The organism is Nonomuraea sp. NPDC000554, assembly GCF_040300065.1.
Classification (GTDB): Bacteria; Actinomycetota; Actinomycetes; order Streptosporangiales; family Streptosporangiaceae; genus Nonomuraea.
This window is the reverse complement of sequence record NZ_JBEPDC010000005.1, coordinates 202,967-222,396: the sequence shown is the minus strand read 5'-3', so window position 1 is coordinate 222,396 and position 19,430 is coordinate 202,967. Positions and strand designations below refer to the sequence as shown.

Sequence of the window (19,430 nt, the reverse complement as noted above, 5' to 3'; positions counted from 1 at the left end):
TTACGTTCACCTGAACGAGTTCCACATCCACGCCATGTGTCCACGTATGTGAACGGGAGGCGGTCTGATGTCACGCCAGCTGCTGGGGGTCGCCATCGCCACGACCCTGGCCGTAACGCTGACAGGCTGCGGCTCCGGGGGATCGAGTTCTGACAACGCACTGGAGATCTGGATCAGGCAGGCGCCCGAATCCGACTCCGCCAAAACGGCCGTGAAGCTGGCCGACGCATTCACCAAGGCCAGCGGGGTCAAGACGAAGGTCGTCGCGCTCTTCGACGACTTCGAGACCAAGCTCCAACAGCAGGCGGCACAGAAGAAGCTTCCCGACATCGTCATCAACGACACCGCCCAACTCGGCAACATGCACAGCCAGGGCTGGCTGCGCGAGGTCGACAAGGCGGCGCTCGCGGGCGGCGACAAACTGGCCGAAACGGCATGGAAGGCTGCGCAGGGCAGCGACGGCAAGTACTACGGCGCGCCCTTCTCCGCCCAGGCCTTCGCCCTGATCGTGCGCAAGGACTGGCGGGAGAAGGTCGGCATGGAGCCGCCCAAGACCTGGGACGACCTGGCCAAACTGGCCCAGGCCTTCACCGAGAAGGACCCCGACGGCAACGGCCAGAAGGACACCGCCGGTTTCGTGATCCCGGCCGGCACCAAGCGCGGCTACGCCTCCTGGTACGCGTCCTCGCTGATCTACGCCAACGGCGGCGACTTCATCAAGGCCAGCGGCGGCGGCAAGTTCAGCGCCACGGTGAACGACCCCAAGACCGTGGAGGCGGTCACGTTCCTGCAGGACCAGTTCTGCAAGGCCAAGACGGTCAACCCGGGCGCGGTCAGCAACGACACGACCGTCACCCACGAGGTGTTCGAGAAGGGCCAGGGCGGCATCTACCTGGTCGGCCCGTACGTGCTCGCCCGGTTCGTCAAGAGCATCGGGACCGACAAGCTCGAGGTCGACCCGGTGCCCAAGGGACCGTCCGGCGGCCCCGGCACCCTCGGCGAGGGCGAGAACGTCTACCTGATGGCCGGCTCCGACCAGCAGGACGCACAGAAGAAGTTCGCCGAGTTCGCGATCTCCCCCGACGGCCAGCGGATCGGCATGAACAAGGACGCCAACGGCGCCATCGTCCGACTGCCGGTCAACACCACCGTGGACATGGCCGCCGAGCGCCAGGACCCGCGGTGGAAGGTCTTCCAGGAGTCCTACGCCAACGCCGTCTACGCGCCTCCGGTGCCGAACTGGGCCCCGATCAGGCAGGACTCGGCCGACTCCATCAACGCCGTGTGGGCCGACTGCTCCGCTGACGTCAAGTCCGCCATGGACACCCTGAACACCAAGCTCACCCAGGAACTGCAGAGCCAGAAAGCATCATGACTCCGACGCTGACTCAGGCGCGGAGCCGCTCGGTGACCCCCCGCCGCCGCCCCAAGAAGCTGCGGCAGGGGACGCTGATCGCCTGGCTGTTCCTGGCGCCGGCCTTGCTGCTGTTCCTGTACTTCAAGTTCATCCCCATGTTCGTGGGCCTGTGGAAGAGCTTCTTCAAGGTCCAGACGTTCCTCGGGGACGAATGGGTCGGCCTGGACAACTACCGGACGATCGTCACCGACAGCGACTTCGCCTCCGCCATGTGGCACAGCGTGGTGCTCGCCGTCGGCACCACGGCGGGCTCGCTCGTGCTCGGCCTCGGGTTCGCGCTGCTCATCGAGGGCCCGGCCAAGTACCTCTGGTTCGTCAGGACCGCGGCGTTCCTGCCCGTCGTCACCACCATGGCGGCGGTGGCCGAGGTGTGGCGGATCATGTTCCACCCGGCCGACACCGGCATGCTCAACAGCGTCCTCGGCTGGTTCGCCGTCGATCCGCAGCCGTTCCTGGCCAGCGAGCACTCGTCGCTGGGGTCGATCATGCTGATGAGCATCTGGCGCGGCACCCCGTACGACATGATGATCTTCCTGGCCGGGCTGGTGGGCGTCGACAGGACGCTCTACGAGGCGGCCGCGGTCGACGGGGCCTCGACCTGGCACCGGCTGCGCCACATCACGCTGCCCGCGCTGCGCCCGGTGTTCTGGATCCTGTTCACCCTGGCCGCCATCCGCGGCCTGCGGGTCTTCGTCGAGGTGTACGTCCTCACCAACGGCGGGCCCAATGGCTCGTCCGAGGTGCTCATGACGCTGATCTACAAGCTCGGGTTCCAGAAGAACGAGCTGGGGGTCGCGTCCGCGGGCGGGATCGTGCTGTTCGCGGTCACCCTGGTGCTCACCTTGCTCACGCAGATCCTGCGCAGGAGGCAGCGGACATGAGATTCGACAGCGCCCTGGGCCTGGAGTCCCGCAGGGGGCCGATCGCGATCACCACCAAGGTCGTCGTCTACGGCGTGATGGTGCTGGTCTTCACCGGCCCGCTGGTCGGCCTCCTCGTCAGCGCCTTCAGCAAGACGCTCGACCCGACGTCGTTCACCCTCTGGCCGGACGACTTCACCCTGGAGAACTTCATCCAGGCCAAGGAGAAGAACGTCTACCTCTACCTGCTGAACTCGTTCGTGGTGGTGGGGTTCGGGCTGCTCCTGCAGATGCTGGTCAGCGTCTTCGCCGCGTACTCACTGGCCCGCAAGAAGTTCCGGGGCATGACGATCGTCATGCTGCTCATGCTGGCCACGATGATGCTGCCCGAGGAGATCATCGCGATCCCGCTCTCGCTCGTCCTGGCGGACATGCCGCTGCTCCACCTCAACCTGATCGGCACGTACGCCGGGATGATCCTGCCGGTCGGCGCCTGGGGCTTCTCCATCCTGGTCATGACCGAGTTCATGAAGGAGGTGCCGGTCGAGCTGGAGGAGGCCGCGCGCATCGACGGCGCGGGCGAGATGCGGACGTTCTTCACGATCATCCTGCCGCTCTGCCGTCCCGCGCTCGGCGTGATCGGTGTCTTCGGCTTCACCATGATCTGGGACCAGTACCTGCTGCCCCTGATCGTCGCGCCGGAGTCGAGCATGTGGACGCTGCCGATCGCGCTGCGCTCGCTCCGCTCGGACGAGGAGGTCGGGATCGGCGTGCTCCTCGCGGCGTCGCTGCTGGCGCTGCTGCCGTCGATCATCGCGTTCCTGGCGTTCCAGCGGCAGTTCATGCGCGGGCTCACCAGCGGCGCCATCAAAGGCTAGTGTCCATGTATCTGGACGGTATCCCATATCCTGACATTTTGCAGCCGCCGTCGAGATGGGATGAGTATGGAGCCCCAGCTGGTCAAGTCAGCGGAGCGCACGGTCCGCATCCTGGAGGCCCTGGCGGCCTCCCACGAGACCCTGACCCTGTCAGAGCTCCAGCAGTGCACCGGGTTCCCGCGCAGCAGCCTGCACGCCCTCATGCGCACGCTGGTCGAGCTGAACTGGGTGGAGACCGACTCGGCGAGGTCGGCGTTCGGCATCGGCCCGCACGCCCTGCTCACCGGCACCGCCTACCTGGACAAGGACCCCGCCCTGCCGCTCGCCCAGGAGACGCTGGAGGACCTGCGCGCGGAGATCGGGCAGACCGCGCACTTCGCCCGGCGCGACGAGGCGCACGTCCTCTACCTGGCCACGAGGGAGTCGCGGGAGGCGCACCACGTCATCCCCAGGGTGGGCAGGCGGCTGCCGGCCCATGTCACCGCCCTGGGCCAGGTGCTGCTCGCCCAGCTGACCGACGACGAGGTCGCCGCCCTGCTGCCCGACCCGCTGCCCGCGCTCACCGACCACTCGATCACCGACGTGGCCAAACTCATCGGCGAACTCGACCAGGTCCGCACCAGGGGCTGGGCCTACGAGCGCGAGCAGGGCACGCCGGGCGTGGCCTGCGTGGCGGTCGCGGTCGACTACCGCATCCCGGCCACGGACGCGATCAGCTGCTCCATGCCGGCGAGCCTGCCACCCGCCGAGGTCGAGAGGATCACCGAGGCGATCATCAGGCACACCCGAAAGCTGGCTGCCACTCTTCGCCGGGAGGGCATCCGCTAGTACACCCTCGAAAGGACGACATATGCGGCTAGATGGTGTTCTCTTCTTTCCGGTGACCCCCTTCGGGGACGATGGCGACCTAGCGGAACAGGTACTGGCCGAGCACGTCGCCCGGGGGGTCGCGGCCGGGGCGGGAGGAGTGTTCACCGCGTGCGGCACAGGCGAGTTCAACGCCCTCGACCTCGACGAATACACCAGGGTCGTGGCCACCTCGGTGGCGGCCACCGGCGGCAGAGTGCCCGTCTTCTCGGGCGCGGGAGGCACGCTCCCCGCGGCCAGGGCGATCGCCCGCGCCGCGGCCGAGCAGGGCGCCGACGGGCTGCTCCTCATGCCGCCGTACCTCGTCAGCGCCCCGCCCGAGGGGCTGGTGCGGTACGTCCGCGAGGTGGCGGCGGCCGGCGGCCTGCCCGTGATCATCTACCAGCGCGGCACCGCCCGCTTCTCCCCCGCCGCCGTCGCCGAACTGGCCACGGTGCCGAACGTGATCGGCTTCAAGGACGGTCTCGGCGACTTCGACCTGCTCCAGCGCATCATCCTCACGGTGCGGCGGGAGACCGACCGCGAGTTCACCTTCTTCAACGGGCTGCCCACGGCCGAACTCACCGTCCCCGCCTACCGCGGGCTCGGCGTCACCCTGTACTCCAGCGCCGTGTTCGCGTTCGCGCCGGAGATCGCGCTGGCCTTCTACAAGGCGGTGACGGGTGGCGACGAGGTGCTGGTGCAGCGTCTGCTGACCGGCTTCTACCTGCCGCTGGTGGACCTGCGCGACCGCGTTCCCGGCTACGCGGTGTCGCTGGTCAAGGCGGGAGTGCGGCTGCGCGGCCTGGACGTGGGCGGGGTAAGGGCACCGCTGGTGGACCCGTCACCCGAGCACCTGGCGGAGCTGGAGGCCATTCTCGCGACGGGCCTGGAACTGGCCGGAGCCTGACGGCGTCCACGTCGGGCGGAGGCGCCGCGGCCCGCTCAGCAGGCCGCGGCGGCACCCGTCCAGCCTTCCGGCTAGCCGTGCAGGACGCCGTCGACGCGGCGCGGGACGCCGAGCGGGTTCTCGTCGCTGAGCTCCTCGGGCAGCAGCTCAGCGGGCCAGTCCTGGTACGCGGTCGGCGCGAGCCACCGGTCGATCGCCGTCGCGCCGACGGAGGTGTGCGCGGCCGCGGTCGAAGCTGGCCACGGCCCGCCATGGTGCATCGCCCAGCACACGGCCACCCCGGTGGGCCACCCGTTCCAGATGAGCCGGCCGGCCTTGCGGCCGAGCACCTCGGCGACCTCGCTCGCCTCGTCGGCGTCGGTGCCGTGGACGGTCGCCGTCAGCGACCCTTCCAGCCGCTCCAGGACGGGCCGCAGGTCGGACACCTTCTGATAGGTCACGACAACGGACGCCGGGCCGAAGCACTCCTCGGCGATGCGCGGCAGCTTGTCGGAGAACGTCCCGAGATCCGCGGTGAACACCTTCGGGGTAACCGCCCAGCTGCCCTCGCCCGGCTTGCCCTCGGCCAGCAGCGACAGCTCACCGAGCCGCTCGACGCCGCCGACGTATCCGTCCCTGATCCGTTCGTCCAGCATCGGACCGCCCGTGGTTGCCTCGACGGCGGCGGCCAGCGCCTTGCGCAGCTCGTCGTCGTCGGGCACGAACATCAGGCCCGGGTTGGTGCAGAACTGGCCGACACCCAGCGTGAGGGAGGCGGCGAACCCGGTCGCCACCTGCGCCTTGGGCGCGGACGGCAGCACGACCACCGGGTTGACGCTGCCCAGCTCGCCGAAGAACGGGATCGGCACCTCGCGCTGGTCGATCAGCCCCTTGATCGCCTTGCCGCCGGCGATGGACCCGGTGAAGCCCGCCGCCACCACCGCGCGATGCTGCACCAGGTCGGCGCCCGCCTGCAGGCCCTGCACCAGCCCGAGCAGGTCGGGGTAGGGCAGAGCGTCGCGGACGATGCGTGCGACCCGCTCGGACGTGTTCGGGTGCCCCGGGTGGGCCTTGACCACGACGGGGCAGCCCGCCGCCAGCGCGGAGGCGGTGTCGCCGCCCGCCACCGAGAACGCGAAGGGGAAGTTGCTCGCCGCGAAGACGGCCACCACGCCCGGCAGCGGGTGCTTCATCCGGCGCACGTCCGGCCTCGGCGGGGTGGCCGAGGGGTCGGCGTGGTCGATGATCGCGTCGAGATAGCCGCCGTCCCTGATCACCTGGGCGAAGAGCCGGAACTGCCCCGCCGTCCGGGCCACCTCTCCGCGCAGCCGTACCTCGCCGAGGGCGGTCTCGCGGTCGGCGAGCTCCCACAGCTCGTCCGTGTGTGCGGTGAGCGCGTCGGCGACGGCCTCGAGTGCGAGCGCCCGCTCGGCCGCCGGGGTCGCCCGCCAGCCGGCACCCGCGGCGGCGGCCGCGGAAACGATCATGTCGACCCCGGCGCTGTCCGTTTCGTTCAGGGCGGCGCCAATGGTCTCGCCCGTCCTGGGGTCGTGTCCGTAGATCATCGAATGGCCCTTCGGAGTCTTGACACTTTCTCAGCTCGATTCTTACAGTTGCGACAACTTGTCTACAAACCTGGCACTCGTTCACATATATGGACGGCAGTCATATGATCATCCGTCAGATCCTCGTCACCCCTGTCGCCTTCCGAGATCCGCCCCTGCTGAACGCCGCCGGGGTGCACGAGCCCTGGGCACTGCGCACGATCATCGAGGTGATCACCGACGAGGGCCTGACCGGCCTCGGCGAGACCTACGGCGATCTGGACCACCTCAACAAGGTCCGCGAGTGCGCCCAAGCCCTCGTCGGCCTCGACGTGCACGCGACGAACGAGATGTACGCCAGGATCACCGCGATCGTCGGCGACGTGGTCAGCGACCTGCACGGGCTGACCGGCGTGGCGACCCAGGAGAAGAGCATCGACCGGGTGTTCTCCCCCTTCGAGGTGGCCTGCCTGGACATTCGCGGCAAGGCGGCCGGGGTGCCCGTGGTGGACCTTCTCGGCGGCCGGGTCCGTCAAGCCGTACCGTACAGTGCCTACCTCTTCTACAAATGGGCAGGTCACCCCGGCGCCGAGCCCGACAGGTTCGGCGCGGCCCTCGACCCCGCCGGGCTGGTCGCGCAGGCGTCGCTGCTCATCAAGGAGTACGGCTTCACGTCGATCAAGCTCAAGGGCGGCGTCCACCCTCCTGAGCAGGAGGTCGAGGCGATCCTGGCACTGAGCGAGGCGTTCCCCGGCGTGCCGCTCCGGCTCGACCCGAACGCCGCCTGGAGCGTGGAGTCCTCGATCCGGGTGGGACGCTCGCTCGACGGAGTCCTGCAGTACCTCGAGGACCCCACACCGGCCATCTCCGGCATGGCGCAGGTCGCCGCCGAGGTCTCGATGCCGCTGGCCACCAACATGTGCGTCGTGACCCCCGAGCACCTCCCCCCTGCCATCGCCCAGCGGGCGATCGGCGTGCTGCTGCTCGACCACCACTACTGGGGCGGCCTGGTACGTACCTCGCACGTCGCGGCCCTCTGTGCCGCCTTCGGCATCGAACTGTCCATGCATTCCAACTCCCACCTCGGCATCAGCCTGGCCGCGATGACCCACCTGGCCGCCGCCACCCCGAACCTCACCCACGCCTGCGACACGCACACCCCCTGGCAGAACGGCCAGGACGTGGTCGCGCCCGGCGCGCTGCGCTTCGCCGACGGCGCCGTGGTCGTGCCCTCGGCGCCCGGACTGGGCGTCGAACTCGACCGCGACGCCCTCGCCGTGATGCACGAGCAGTACCTGAAGTGCGGACTCACCTCCCGCGACGACGCCACCTACATGCGACGCTTCGACCCGTCCTTCTCTGTCAGGAGACCCCGCTGGTGAACGTGGCCTACGTCTACCCCTGGGACGTCGTCGGCGACCCCTCGGCCCCCGAGCGCCTGGCCGCACTGGGCGTCGAGGCCGTCGCCCTGGCGGCCGGCTACCACTCCACCCGCGCGGCCACGCCGCACCACCCCTCCCATCGCGTCCTGGACGTCCCCCACTCGGCGTTCTACCTCCCGGTACGTCCCGAGGCGTGGGGTCGCCTCGTTCCCGCGTCCCCCACCTGGACCGCGCCCGACGCCTACCTCCGCGCACGAGACGCCCTCAAGGCGGCAGGCCTGCGGGTGCAGGCGTGGACCGTACTGACGCACAACTCCCTGCTCGGCGCCGCGCATTCCGAGGTCGTGGTCCGCAACGCCTTCGGCGACCCGTACCCGCACGCCCTCTGTCCCGCCCACGCCGACGTGGTCGAGTACTGCGAGCGGATGGTCCGCGAGATCCTGACCGTCGGCGCCCCCGACGGGCTGATCCTGGAAGCCTGCGGGCCGATGGGCTTCGGGCACCAGAGCATGCACGAGAAGACCGCAGGCGCCGACTGGTCGTCCGTCCACGGCGACCTGCTCACGCTCTGCTTCTGTACGACCTGCGCCGATCGCTACCCGCCCGGAACCCGGGACCGGGTGCGCGCCGCCATCGACGATCCGGCGACCGCGTCCATGGCCGAGGCCCTCGGCCCGGTCACCGACGAGGTGCAGGCCGTTCGCGTGGAACTGTCCGCCGCCCTCCGTCGCCGCCTGATCGCCACGGCCCGCGAGGTCGCCCCCACCGTGCCCATCACCCTGCACGCCAACCCCGACCCGTGGGCGGCCAGCTCGTTCGCCGCCCTCCCCGAAGGCGAGCCCGGGGCGGACGTCCTGGTGGGCAACTGCTGGGGCGAGCCGTCCTCCGACAGCGCCCGCCTGACACAGCTGGGAGACCTCCGCACGCCGGGGCAGCGCGTCGGAGCGTACGTCCTGGCCCTGCCCCCGCGCCCCGCCGACCCGGCGGCCCTCGCCGACCTCCTGCGGACGTACGCCAAGGCAGGCGCCGCCGAGTTCCACCTGTACCACGCGGGCCTGGCCTCCCCCCGGCGGCTGGCGGCGCTGGCGGAGGCGCTCCGCCTTTCTCGCTGACCTTCCGGGGCGCGCCTCGATCACACAATCTGCCTTCTCGCTGACCTACCGGGGCGCGCCTCACTCACGCAACCTGCTTTATCGCTGACCTACCGGGGCGCGCCTCAGTCACACGACCTGGGACAGCCAGCGGACGTGCGCGCCCCCGAACGGGCCTTGCCGCTCCTCCACCGCCCGGAGCAGCCAGCGGGCCGTCTCCTCGGCCCGTTCGATCACCTCGGCCGGATACCCCAGCGACACCTGGTGCTCGACGAACTCGTCCTCGTCGTCCAGGATCAGCCGCCCGTCACGCATCTTGATCACGTCAAGGTCGAGATCCACCATGGTCACCTCGCCCTCACGCCACTCGGGGACGGTCGTGACGTCGATGTAGATCGCCGCACGGTGCTGCGGCCCGTTGAAGGACGCGGTCCACCAGGCGTCACGCGGGAACAGCATGCTGCTCGGAAAGTCCCAGGCGATGGGCGGTTCCGCGCCCTTCCTGGCGAGCGTGCCCGCAGCCACCGCGACCCAGACGCCGTGCTCGTCCTCTCCGAGGATCCTCCCCGCATGGTTCCAGTGCAACGCCCCGCCGTACTTACGGAAGACTATCTTCACATCGCTCACGAGAGGAAAAGTTACCGAACCCCCGCTCACACCGGGTCAACACCTGACAATGAAGGTAAGACCAGTCGGAGGCAAGGGGGCAATATGGCAATGCTGCGGCAGGTGAAAGCGGACTTACTGGCTCGCAGAAACGTCGAAGCCTACGTGGTCGCCCTGGTGGTCATCTGTTTCGCCGTCGTCTCGATAATCAACGACATCGTGCCCGACCAGCTCAAATGGTCCGCCCTGTTCGCGGCCGTCGGCCTCCTCGTCTACCGCCTCACCCTCCCCGAGCAGCGCCGGACGTCCCCGGGCGACCTCCTCCGCGACCGCTCCGCTTTCGACACCCTGCCGGCCACGGTCCTGTTCGCCAACGCCCGCGACGTCCGCGTGTTCGCCCCGTCCGCCGTGAACCTCCTCTCCCCAGAAACCTGCGAGACGCTGCGCACCCGGGTGCTACGCCACAAAGGCGGTTCCGTCCGCATCGTCACCCTGGACCCCGAGGAGCCGGAAGCGATCAGACTGGCCTCACGCCAACTCGACGAATCGGTGGAACACCAACTTCAGTCACTCCCCGCCGCGCTGGCAATCACGCTCGAACGACTGGCACACATAGCCACCTGGGAAATGCCGGGAGAGTTGAATTACCGCTTGTTCCCCTACAACCCGGGATTCAGCCTCGTACTCATCGACCCAGAGACCGCACACGGCCGCGCGATCGTCGAGATCCATGGGTTCCATAACACGTCCACCTTCGCCCGCATGCATCTGAACCTGACCCGCGAACAGAACGACCGCTGGTACGCGTACTGGGTGCAACAGTTCGACCATCTCTGGGACGCGGCCAGACCATCCGACAAAACACAACCCACCAGCCACTAAGGTCAAGCAGATGCAAGATCGACTCGTGGATGGAACCGCACCCCTCTACCTCCTGGCGGGCGCACCTGGGGCGGGCAAGACGACCCTGCTGCCACACCTGGTGCGGGCGGCGGACGGGCTGGTCGTGATGGACATGGACGAACTGCTCGAAGACGGCGCCCTGATCGGGGTGCCCATCGCCGAACCGGACGCGGCGCCGGTGTGGCCGGCCTACGACCGCATGTGGCAACGCATCGTGACCATGGTGCGGCGAGCGGGGCACCCGGTGCTGCTCCTGTGCCCCGTCCCCGACCCTGACGAGCTCGCAGCAGGCATGCGATGGGACGGCCCGGTCCGTTGGGCGCTCCTGGACTGCCCCGATGACGTGCGGGAACACCGGCTACGCGGACGCGGCTACGCGCAGGAGTGGATCGAGAACGCGATGGCGGACGCCGCGCAGGGCCGCACGCTGATCCCAGCCGTGTTCGACAACGGTGGCGGCGACGCTGCCGACATCGCTGCACAGGTCCTCATGTGGGCACGTACGTCGCCGGCGTTCCCGACGGGTTAGCCACCGGGCCCGATGCCCTCGATCCCGCGCCCACCAGGGCCAGGGCGACACGGCCAAACCCCGAACCCAACCCAACAACCAAACCCCGAACCCAACCCGACCGCCAAGCCCCGAACCCAGCCCGACCGCCAAGTCCTGGGCTCAGCTCGGCGCTGAATCCTGGGCTCAGCTCGAGCGCGGCCCACGATGGCGAGCCGCGCCAGGGCCGCCGCGACAACGGCCTGGTCGGATTGGCGCTGCGGTGACCGCGATAGGGGGCACCCTGGCTGGGCGCCCACCTGGGCGGCGGCTGGCGCACGCTGGCGGCGCAAGGCGCGCCGCCCTGGATGGGCGCTCCGTCCCTGCTCGCCAGCCGAACGGGCGCACCTCCAGCAGTCCGACAGCCCCCGGCCGCTCTGCAGCACGACCCGGAGTCGGGTGGCGTTGACGGCGTTGACCGTGACCCGGTCGTAGGTTTCGGCCGCGATCAGGGTTGACCATCAAAGTACGTCAGGGGCCGCAGGCCGTGGCGGGCTCGGCGTCGCCGCCGATCACCACGCAGCCGCTGAGGTTAGCGCCGCCCTGGGCCAGCGTGCTGTTCTTTCACCGCGGCGTTGCCGGTGACGGTCGCGCCGCTGCTGACCCAGGCGAGGTCCTCGAACGGGCGTTGCCGCTGACCGTGCTGTTGCCCTACACGGCGACTCGAAGGCCGACGTAGGCGGTGGCGACCACGTCGGCCCGGTTCTCCACCCAGCCGCCGCCATTGGCGTGCCAGTGGCCATTGCCCGGCGCCCTCAGGGCGTGACCAGACCGCCAAGGGCAGGTGCGGTGGCGACCACGTTCGCCCGGTTCTCCCCCCAACCGCCGCCGTAAGCGTGCCAATGGCCATTGCCCGGCACCCGCAGGGCGGGACCAGACCGCCAAGGGCAGGTTCAGACCGCCACAGGAAGGGCCAGCCACCGCGACCATGCACATGTGACGGTTACCGAGTCGCGGAGACTAAGCCGCTCTCGTAGGCCGCGATAACGAGTTGAGCCCGGTCGCGTGCGTCGAGCTTGGCCAGGAGGCGACTGATGTGCGTCTTGATCGTGGCGAGGCTCAGCTGAAGGTGGGCGGCGATCTCTGTGTTGGACAGCCCGCGGGCGATCAGGGCCAGCACTTCGCACTCCCTCTCCGTCACCCCGTCGAGCCCTCTCACCGGCGGCAGCACAGGCGTGCGCGCGAACTCCTCGATCAGCCTCCGCGTCACCTTGGGAGCCAGCAGCGCCTCACCTGCAGCGACCACCCGAATGGCCGCAAGCAGGTCGGCAGGCGGGGTGTCCTTGAGCAGGAAGCCGCTGGCGCCCGCACGAAGCGCGTCATAGACGTAAGCATCCAAATCGAACATGGTCACGATCAGAACGCGGGACGCGTCGCCGATGAGCCGGGTCGCCTCGATCCCGTCCATGACCGGCATGCGGACGTCCATGAGCACCACGTCGGGCCGCTCCTCCAAGGCAATGGACACGGCCTCCGCGCCCGTCGCCGCCTCGCCCACCACGGTCAGGTCGGGCTCGGAGTCGACCAGTACCTTGAAGCTTCCTCGGAGCAGCGCCTGATCGTCAGCGACGAGCACCCGGATCATGGCGCGTCCCCGTAGGGCAGGTGGGCTGAGACCCTGAAGCCCTGCCCCGGGATGCGCCCGGCTTCGAACGCCCCGCCGTACATCATGACCCGCTCCCGCATCCCGATCAGCCCGTGCCCTGCGCCGTCGGTCGGTAGCGTACGCCGCCCTGGCCCGTCGTCGACCACCTCGATCCGGACCTCCCTCTCGTCGGCGACCACCGATGCCCTGCAGCGGGCGGGGGCCGCGTGCTTGACGACGTTCGTGAGCGCCTCCTGGACGATCCGGTAGACCGACAACTCCACGCCGTCCGGCAGCCTCATTCCACCTGACGATCCGCCCCCTCCTGCCGTGTAAGCAGCAGGCCCCGACACCTGCTGGACGCCACGGCGATCGCCCAACAGGCCGTCACGACCGGCCCCATCACCCCACCGGCCACCTGCATCTTCATCACCCCGCACACCATCGGCTCCATCGCCCCGCACATCGCCCCATCGTGCCCCCTCTGATTCAGCCCACTGAGCACCACCCCGCCGTGCCCCCTCTGTTCGATCAGCCCGCTGAGCACCACCCGGCCGAGCGCCGTCTCGTCCGGCCTGCTCCTCCCCAGCGCAGGTGCCGACGGGCTCACCCTCGCTCCTTACGCCCTGAATGCGAACATCGAGCTCCACCTCCACCCCCGCCAAACTGGCCCGTTCGGCCAGCGCACGCAGGTCGGCGATGCCCGGAGTGGGGCTGAACTCCGGCGCCTCGGCGGAGCGCAGCACGCCGAGGAGGTGGCGCATTTCCACCAGCGCGCCCCGGCTCACCGTCTCGATCACGCGCAGCGCGTCGCGCGCCTCGTCAGGCCTCGCCTGCATGACGTGGTTGGCCACGCCGGCCTTGACCGCGATCAAGCCCACGCTGTGCGTGACCACGTCGTGCAACTCACGCGCGATACGCAGACGTTCCTCCGTCACCGCCTGCCCTGCCAGCCGCTCGGCGTCGCGGGCAGCGTAGATTCTGCGTTCTCGCACGGCCCGCCCCACCGTCCAGGCGCCGCCCAGCGCCGCGATGCCGATGAGCGGCTTGTCCAGACTCAGCAGCCACTCGGGCGCCCCCTCTCGCGGCGATCCGCCCACCGCGACCAACCCCACCCCCGTGACCAGGGTCAGCACAGCGATCGCCGAGGTCGGCACCCAGGTTCTGCGGGTGCCGTCGGCCAAGGCGACCACATAGAGCGCGTACGCGGGCGAGACGTAGGCGAAACTGACCAGGTCGGCCATGACGGCCGCGATGGACAGCGCCAGGAGGAAACAGAAGACCGGGAACGGCCACAGTCTCCGCACGGCCAGCGGCAACCCCAGCCCGAGGGGAAAGGCCAGCCTCGCCCAGGGCGGCAGGCCGTCGGCCTGTGCCGTGGCCGTGAGGAAAACGAGCGAGAAGCCCAGCCCGGCCACCAAGTCCAGCAGGATCAACTGGCGGCGGCTCAGGCGCCTGACGAAGAGGGGGTGCGTCTCGTTCACGCGTTGAACCGTAGCCAATGAGCGGAGTTCCGCACGTCAGCCCGGAGTCTGATGTTGCAGTTCGGACCCTGGTCCGATGTGCCAGAACCCCGCCGTGTCCCATCGTTTACGACGTGATCGAACTCAGACGCCTGACGAAACGCTACGGCGACACGCTCGCCGTAGACGAGCTGTCCTTCCGGGTCGAACCGGGCCATGTGACCGGTTTCCTCGGCCCCAACGGTGCCGGCAAGTCCACCACGATGCGGCTGATCCTCGGCCTCGACGCCCCGACCTCGGGCGAGGCGCTGGTCAACGGGCGCCGCTACGCGTTGTCACGCCGGCCGATGCGAGAGGTGGGCGCGCTGCTCGACGCGAACGCGGTTCACCCCGGCCGCAGCGCCTACAACCACCTGCTCAGCCTGGCCCGCACCAACGACATCGGCCCGCTCCGCGTGGCGGAGGTGCTCGAGCAGGTGGGGCTGGCTGGGGTGGCGCGCAAACGGGTGGGCGGGTTCTCGCTGGGCATGAAGCAACGGCTCGGCATCGCGGCCGCGCTGCTCGGCGACCCCGGCGTGCTGATGTTCGACGAACCGGTCAACGGGCTCGACCCCGACGGGGTCCGGTGGATCCGCGAGCTGATGCGCTCACTGGCCGCCGACGGGCGCACGATCCTGCTCTCCAGCCATCTGATGAGCGAGATGGCCCTGACCGCCGACCGCATCGTCATCGTGGGGCGTGGCAAGCTGATCATCGAGGCCACCGTCGACGAGCTCACCGCGCGCCACACGTCCCTTGAGGAGGCCTACCTGACGCTCACGGCGAGCAGCGTGCAGTACGGAGCGTCGCGGTGAAAGAAGTCCTTTCCTCCGAGTGGCTGAAGCTGCGCTCGGTCGACTCGACCCGCACCGCCATCGGTGCCGCCGCCGCCACGGTGCTCGCGGGCGTGTTGTGGACGTTCTACGTCAGCGGTGTCGCGGAGGACCGCGGCGGCGCGCTCCGGGCAGCGGCCCCCGAACAGGGCTTCCTGCCGTTAACCCAGGTCAGCCTGGCAATGATCGGCGTGCTCGCGATCACGTCGGAGCACGCCACCGGCACGATCCGGGCCACTCTCATCGCCGTCCCCAAGCGAAGCACCCTGCTGCTGGCCAAGACCGCGGTCGTCGCCATGACGACGTTCACGGCGGGCTGCGCCATCTTGCTCGTCACCTACGCCTCCAGCCGGCTGATAGCCGGCGACCGGCGGCTCGGCTTCAACGACGCCTCGTTCACCGACGACCTGCCGATGCTGGTCGCCTCGGCTCTGTCGGTGACCGTGCTGGCGCTGGTAGGTCTCGGCCTCGGCTTCGCCACCCGGTCAACGGCCGCCGCCGTGGTCTCGGTGGTGGCACTGCTGTTCGTGCTGCCCGGCATCGCCAACTACCTGCCCTCCCCGTGGAACGCCCGGGTCTCGGCACTGCTGCTGCCCAACCTCGTGCCGCAGATCGCGGGCAGGCATCTCGCCACGCGGCTCGGCGAAGGCTTCCTGCCGCCCTGGGCCGCGGTCATCGCCTTCGCGGCGTACGCGGTCGCAGCGCTCGCCGTCGGGTTCCACATGCTCAGGAAGAGGGACGCATGAACATCCTCGCCTCGGAATGGCTGAAGATCCGTTCCGTCCGCTCCAGCCATCTCGTCGTGGGCCTCAGCCTCGCCGCGATCCTGCTGGGCATGGCGCTCGCGTGGACAGCCGTCGGCATGTACGACCGTGCCGCGCCCGATGTGCGCCCGCGCGCCGCCCTCGCCGAGCTGGAGGACGTCGTGGTGATCGTGCCGCAGCTCTGCATGGGCATCCTGGGCGTGCTGGCGATCACGTCGGAGTTCACGACGGGCCTCATCCGTACGAGCCTCACCGTCGTGCCGAAACGCTGGCCCCTGCTCGCGGCGAAGTCTTCGATCGTGGGCGCCCTTGCCTTGATCACTGGTCCGGCGGTCGTATTCGGGACGTATTTCGTCTCCCGCTGGATAGTCGGCGCCCGCTTCTCCGGTGTGTACACGAAACCGGTCATGGACAGACTGCCGACGCTGATCACGAGCAGCCTCTCAGTCGTGGTCTTCGCGCTGCTGGGGCTCGGCCTAGCCGCCATCACGCGGTCAGCCGCGGGTGCGATCGCCGTCCTCGTCGGGCTGGTGTACGTGGTCCCGATCGTCGTGGGCAACCTGCCCGAGCCATGGAGCGAGCGCCTCGGTTCGGTGATGATCGGCGCCCTACCCCGCGAGATCACGGGCAACGATCTCACCCACACCGTGTACGGCTCGCTACTCCCGCCCGTCGCGGCGGCCCTCGTGATGGCCGCCTACGCGGTGCTCCCCGTTGTCGCGGGGACATGGCTGCTCCGCCGACGGGACGCCTGACATGACGGCCGCCTTCGTGACGGTGTCCCGCCGGTGGTGGCGCGTGGCGGCTGCCATCTGGCTTCGAGTGGTACGACAGGCTGCGGCACCTGTCGTACCCTCGGAGAACTCAGACCTCGAGCACCACTGGGATGATCATCGGACGGCGGCGGTAGGTGTCGCTCACCCAGCGGCCGACCGTGCGGCGCACCACCCTGCGGATCTCCTGCATGTCGACGACCCCGTCGGCGGCCTTGGCCTCGAGCGCCTTCTCGATCTGGGGAATGAACTCGTCGAACTGGGCCGGGTCGATGCCGGAGCCACGCGCGTGGATCTCCGGCCCTCCGGTGAGCTTCCCGGTGTTGGAGTCGACCACGACGATCACCGAGATGAATCCCTCGTCGCCGAGGATCCTGCGGTCCTTCAGCGACGTGTCGGTGATCTCACCGACCGACGAGCCGTCGACGTAGACGTACCCGGCGTGAACCGCACCGACGATCCTGGCGCGACCGTCGACCAGGTCGACCACGACGCCGTCCTCGGCGATCACGATGTGGTCGTGGGGCACGCCCGTGAGCTCGGCGAGCTTGGCGTGCGCCCGCAGGTGCCGCCACTCTCCGTGCACCGGCATGAAGTTCGACGGGCGTGTCAGGTTGAGCACGTAGAGCAGCTCACCGGCGGCCGCGTGCCCGGAGACGTGCACCTTGGCGTTGCCCTTGTGCACGACGCGGGCACCCCAGCGGGTCAGGCCGTTGATCACCTTGTTGACGGCGGTCTCGTTGCCCGGCACCAGCGAGGAGGCCAGCAGCACGGTGTCGCCACCGGCGATCCGGATCGGATGGTCCCTGTTGGCCATGCGCGACAGCGCCGCCATCGGCTCGCCCTGAGAGCCGGTGCAGATCAGCACCACGTCCTCCGGCGGCCACTGCTCGATGTCGCGCGAGTCGACGATCAGCTCGGGCGGCACCTTGAGGTAGCCGAGGTCACGGGCCACGCCCATGTTGCGCACCATCGACCGGCCGACCAGGGCGACCTTGCGGCCGTGCTTGGCCGCGGCGTCCATGACCTGCTGGATGCGGTGCACGTGCGAGGCGAAGCTGGCCACGATGACCCGCTGCTCGGAAGTGCGGATCACCTCGTCGATGACCGGGCCGATCTCCCTCTCGCTGGTGACGAACCCGGGCACCTCGGCGTTGGTCGAGTCCGACATCAGCAGGTCGACGCCCTCGCTGCCGAGCCTGGCGAAACCGCCGAGGTCGGTGAGGCGACCGTCGCTCGGCAGCTGGTCCATCCGGAAGTCGCCGGTGTGCAGGACGATGCCGGCAGGCGTCCTGATGGCCACCGCCAGCGCGTCGGGGATCGAGTGGTTGACGGCGAGGAACTCGCAGTCGAACGGCCCGAACCTGTGCTTCTCTCCCTCGACGACCTCGACCTTGGCCGGCTGCATCCGGTGCTCGGTGAGCTTGGCCTCGATCAGGGCAAGCGTCAGCCTGGATCCGACGAGCGGGATGTCACGCCGCTCGCGCAGCAGGTACGGCACAGCCCCGATGTGGTCCTCGTGGGCGTGCGTCAGGACCACGGCCTCGACGTCGTCGAGCCGCCCCCTGATGTATTCGAAGTCGGGCAGGATCAGGTCGACACCCGGCTGGTCCGGCTCGGGGAACAACACCCCGCAGTCGACGATCAGCAGGCGGCCCTCGTACTCGAAGACGGCCATGTTCCGGCCGATCTCCCCCAACCCGCCCAGCGCGACGATGCGCAGGCCGCCCTCAGGCAGCGGCGGTGGGGGGCCAAGCTCGGGATGCGGATGGCTCATGCCCGGCCCCCATGGTCAAATCGTGTTCTCAAAACTCCCGGTTCCTCCCCGTTCCTATGTGTCTGTCAACTTCACTCCGCCGGCTACCAGGCAAGTGCGCAGCTCGGCGATCTGTCTCTCCGTTGCGGCGACCAGCGGCAGGCGTACCGGGCCGACCGGCACTCCAACCATGGCCAGAGCCGCCTTCACCATGATCGCGCCACCCGCGCTCATCATGATCCCCTCGACCACGGGCGCAAGCTGGCGATGCACGGCCAGCGCTTGGCTGACGTCGCCATTGCGGTACAGCTCGATCATGCGAGCCAGGTGGGCGCCCACCACGTGTCCGACGACGCTCACGAACCCGGCCGCACCCATCGACAACCACGGCAGGTTGAGCAGGTCGTCACCCGAGTAGAAGGCGAGATCGGTGACCGTCATCATCTGACCGCCGGCGAACAGGTCGCCCTTGGCGTCCTTCACGGCCACGATGCGCTCGTGCTGGGCCAGCCTGATCATAGTCTCGGTCGTGATCGGCACACCGGCGCGTCCCGGGATGTCGTAGAGCATCACCGGCAGGCCCGTCGCGTCGGCCACGGCGGTGAAGTGCTGGTACAGGCCCTCCTGCGGGGGCTTGCTGTAGTAAGGCGTCACCACGAGCAGCCCGTGCGCACCCGCGCGTGCCGCCGCCCTGGCGAGTTCGACACTGTGATGGGTGTCGTTGCTACCGGCACCAGCCACGACGGTGGCCCGATCGCCGACCGCCTCCAGAACCGCGCTGAGGATCCGCTCCTTCTCCACGTCGGAGGTGGTGGGCGACTCGCCGGTCGTCCCGCTGACGATCAGGCCGTCATTGCGCTGCTCATCCACCAGGTAACCGGCGAGGCGCCGAACAGCTGCGTAGTCGACCGCACCATCGGCGGTGAACGGCGTGACCATGGCGGTCAGCATGCGGCCGAAGGGCGCGTCAGTGGTTCCAGTTGGCGATGCCATAGTGCGAACGCTACCTGGATTCACAAATCCCATGGACGCCGCCACCCCGTTTCGCCAGCCTGGGGCCGCCCTTTGTCACACCGTCCCCCACCATCTCACGACACATCTGACCAACACCGGCACCGGGCCGCGGGCGGATCGAGCGGGCCGCCAACCCAGGCTGCGCCCCGCTCTGCAGGGGCAAACGCGACTCGACTCCTCGGTCATCCCAGCCGAACATCCCCCGCCCATCCGTCCGGACCGACGCCACATTCTCGGCCA

At 69.2% G+C, this 19,430-nt stretch carries 17 protein-coding genes and 1 pseudogene; 12 read left to right on the top strand and 6 right to left on the bottom strand.

Going from position 1 to position 19,430, the window contains the following annotated elements; all coding sequences use genetic code 11:
• Positions 1–67: 67 nt before the first annotated feature.
• The 5 genes from ABT294_RS12285 to ABT294_RS12265 are packed head-to-tail and all read left to right on the top strand — an operon-like array spanning position 68 to position 4,911.
• Positions 68–1,375, top strand: coding sequence for a sugar ABC transporter substrate-binding protein (locus tag ABT294_RS12285; RefSeq protein WP_350805435.1), 1,308 nt, complete (start codon positions 68–70; stop codon positions 1,373–1,375).
• On the top strand, positions 1,372–2,298 hold the full coding sequence (locus tag ABT294_RS12280) for a carbohydrate ABC transporter permease (RefSeq protein WP_350805434.1): 927 nt from the start codon (positions 1,372–1,374) through the stop codon (positions 2,296–2,298). Before ABT294_RS12285 ends, ABT294_RS12280 begins: the two co-directional genes overlap by 4 nt.
• Entirely contained in the window at positions 2,295–3,155 is an 861-nt protein-coding gene (locus ABT294_RS12275; protein WP_350805433.1) for a carbohydrate ABC transporter permease, read from the top strand. The genes ABT294_RS12280 and ABT294_RS12275 overlap by 4 nt, the downstream gene beginning before the upstream one ends.
• A 60-nt stretch (positions 3,156–3,215) precedes the next feature.
• Positions 3,216–3,983, top strand: coding sequence for an IclR family transcriptional regulator (locus ABT294_RS12270; protein ID WP_350805432.1), 768 nt, complete (start codon positions 3,216–3,218; stop codon positions 3,981–3,983).
• Positions 3,952–4,911, top strand: coding sequence for a 5-dehydro-4-deoxyglucarate dehydratase (locus tag ABT294_RS12265; protein ID WP_350805697.1), 960 nt, complete (start codon positions 3,952–3,954; stop codon positions 4,909–4,911). Before ABT294_RS12270 ends, ABT294_RS12265 begins: the two co-directional genes overlap by 32 nt.
• 71 nt (positions 4,912–4,982) lie before the next feature.
• Here ABT294_RS12265 and ABT294_RS12260 read toward each other — a convergent pair whose 3' ends face one another.
• Positions 4,983–6,455 (bottom strand): aldehyde dehydrogenase (NADP(+)), encoded by a 1,473-nt coding sequence (locus ABT294_RS12260; RefSeq protein WP_350805431.1) that lies wholly within the window; start codon positions 6,453–6,455, stop codon positions 4,983–4,985.
• A 104-nt stretch (positions 6,456–6,559) separates the two neighbouring features.
• Between ABT294_RS12260 and ABT294_RS12255 the strand changes: the two genes are divergently transcribed.
• Both ABT294_RS12255 and ABT294_RS12250 read left to right on the top strand, forming a co-directional pair.
• Entirely contained in the window at positions 6,560–7,816 is a 1,257-nt protein-coding gene (locus ABT294_RS12255) for a glucarate dehydratase family protein (protein WP_350805430.1), read from the top strand.
• A complete protein-coding gene (locus ABT294_RS12250; RefSeq protein WP_350805429.1) occupies positions 7,813–8,928 on the top strand; it encodes a hypothetical protein in 1,116 nt (371 codons plus the stop codon). Before ABT294_RS12255 ends, ABT294_RS12250 begins: the two co-directional genes overlap by 4 nt.
• Before the next feature lie 108 nt (positions 8,929–9,036).
• Here the strand turns inward: ABT294_RS12250 and ABT294_RS12245 are convergent, their stop codons facing one another.
• A complete protein-coding gene (locus ABT294_RS12245) occupies positions 9,037–9,534 on the bottom strand; it encodes a DUF402 domain-containing protein (protein WP_350805428.1) in 498 nt (165 codons plus the stop codon).
• An 84-nt stretch (positions 9,535–9,618) separates the two neighbouring features.
• On the opposite strand from ABT294_RS12245, the gene ABT294_RS12240 reads away from it, so the two are divergent.
• Both ABT294_RS12240 and ABT294_RS12235 read left to right on the top strand, forming a co-directional pair.
• Positions 9,619–10,395: a hypothetical protein gene (locus tag ABT294_RS12240; protein ID WP_350805426.1), complete on the top strand. Its 777-nt coding sequence runs from the start codon at positions 9,619–9,621 to the stop codon at positions 10,393–10,395.
• A gap of 10 nt (positions 10,396–10,405) precedes the next feature.
• Positions 10,406–10,945, top strand: a complete 540-nt coding sequence (locus tag ABT294_RS12235) for a P-loop nucleotide/nucleoside kinase family protein (protein ID WP_350805425.1) — start codon at positions 10,406–10,408, stop codon at positions 10,943–10,945.
• A 961-nt stretch (positions 10,946–11,906) separates the two neighbouring features.
• Here ABT294_RS12235 and ABT294_RS12230 read toward each other — a convergent pair.
• Both ABT294_RS12230 and ABT294_RS12225 read right to left on the bottom strand, forming a co-directional pair.
• Positions 11,907–12,548 carry a response regulator gene (locus ABT294_RS12230; RefSeq protein WP_350805424.1) on the bottom strand — a complete coding sequence of 214 codons (642 nt, stop codon included), beginning with the start codon at positions 12,546–12,548 and terminating at the stop codon, positions 11,907–11,909.
• The gene (locus ABT294_RS12225) at positions 12,545–14,032 is read right to left on the bottom strand and encodes a sensor histidine kinase (protein WP_350805422.1); all 1,488 of its coding nucleotides are present in this window, start codon (positions 14,030–14,032) and stop codon (positions 12,545–12,547) included. Before ABT294_RS12225 ends, ABT294_RS12230 begins: the two co-directional genes overlap by 4 nt.
• A 113-nt stretch (positions 14,033–14,145) precedes the next feature.
• Between ABT294_RS12225 and ABT294_RS12220 the strand changes: the two are divergent.
• The 3 genes and pseudogenes from ABT294_RS12220 to ABT294_RS12210 all read left to right on the top strand — a co-directional run.
• Positions 14,146–14,787: pseudogene (locus tag ABT294_RS12220) on the top strand (ABC transporter ATP-binding protein); the annotation flags it as partial.
• Between the two features lie 74 nt (positions 14,788–14,861).
• Positions 14,862–15,629 (top strand): DUF2705 family protein, encoded by a 768-nt coding sequence (locus ABT294_RS12215; RefSeq protein WP_350805419.1) that lies wholly within the window; start codon positions 14,862–14,864, stop codon positions 15,627–15,629.
• Complete coding sequence (locus tag ABT294_RS12210) at positions 15,626–16,402, top strand: ABC transporter permease subunit (RefSeq protein WP_350805417.1); 777 nt, start codon at positions 15,626–15,628, stop codon at positions 16,400–16,402. The genes ABT294_RS12215 and ABT294_RS12210 overlap by 4 nt, the downstream gene beginning before the upstream one ends.
• A 109-nt stretch (positions 16,403–16,511) precedes the next feature.
• Here the strand turns inward: ABT294_RS12210 and ABT294_RS12205 are convergent, their stop codons facing one another.
• Together ABT294_RS12205 and dapA are read right to left on the bottom strand one after the other, a co-directional pair.
• A complete protein-coding gene (locus ABT294_RS12205) occupies positions 16,512–18,197 on the bottom strand; it encodes a ribonuclease J (RefSeq protein WP_350805416.1) in 1,686 nt (561 codons plus the stop codon).
• 54 nt (positions 18,198–18,251) lie between these two features.
• Positions 18,252–19,169 (bottom strand): 4-hydroxy-tetrahydrodipicolinate synthase, encoded by a 918-nt coding sequence (gene dapA / locus ABT294_RS12200; RefSeq protein WP_350805695.1) that lies wholly within the window; start codon positions 19,167–19,169, stop codon positions 18,252–18,254.
• Between the last annotated feature and the right edge of the window lie 261 nt (positions 19,170–19,430).

Excerpts from the sequence above, each read along its gene's own strand:
- ABT294_RS12285 (WP_350805435.1), top strand. The coding sequence starts at position 68 with ATGTCACGCCAGCTGCTGGGGGTCGCCATCGCCACGACCCTGGCCGTA.
- ABT294_RS12280 (WP_350805434.1), top strand. The coding sequence starts at position 1,372 with ATGACTCCGACGCTGACTCAGGCGCGGAGCCGCTCGGTGACCCCCCGC.
- ABT294_RS12275 (WP_350805433.1), top strand. The coding sequence starts at position 2,295 with ATGAGATTCGACAGCGCCCTGGGCCTGGAGTCCCGCAGGGGGCCGATC.
- ABT294_RS12270 (WP_350805432.1), top strand. The coding sequence starts at position 3,216 with ATGAGTATGGAGCCCCAGCTGGTCAAGTCAGCGGAGCGCACGGTCCGC.
- ABT294_RS12260 (WP_350805431.1), bottom strand. The coding sequence starts at position 6,455 with ATGATCTACGGACACGACCCCAGGACGGGCGAGACCATTGGCGCCGCC.
- ABT294_RS12255 (WP_350805430.1), top strand. The coding sequence starts at position 6,560 with ATGATCATCCGTCAGATCCTCGTCACCCCTGTCGCCTTCCGAGATCCG.
- ABT294_RS12240 (WP_350805426.1), top strand. The coding sequence starts at position 9,619 with ATGGCAATGCTGCGGCAGGTGAAAGCGGACTTACTGGCTCGCAGAAAC.
- ABT294_RS12235 (WP_350805425.1), top strand. The coding sequence starts at position 10,406 with ATGCAAGATCGACTCGTGGATGGAACCGCACCCCTCTACCTCCTGGCG.
- ABT294_RS12230 (WP_350805424.1), bottom strand. The coding sequence starts at position 12,548 with ATGATCCGGGTGCTCGTCGCTGACGATCAGGCGCTGCTCCGAGGAAGC.
- ABT294_RS12210 (WP_350805417.1), top strand. The coding sequence starts at position 15,626 with ATGAACATCCTCGCCTCGGAATGGCTGAAGATCCGTTCCGTCCGCTCC.
- ABT294_RS12205 (WP_350805416.1), bottom strand. The coding sequence starts at position 18,197 with ATGAGCCATCCGCATCCCGAGCTTGGCCCCCCACCGCCGCTGCCTGAG.
- dapA (WP_350805695.1), bottom strand. The coding sequence starts at position 19,169 with ATGGCATCGCCAACTGGAACCACTGACGCGCCCTTCGGCCGCATGCTG.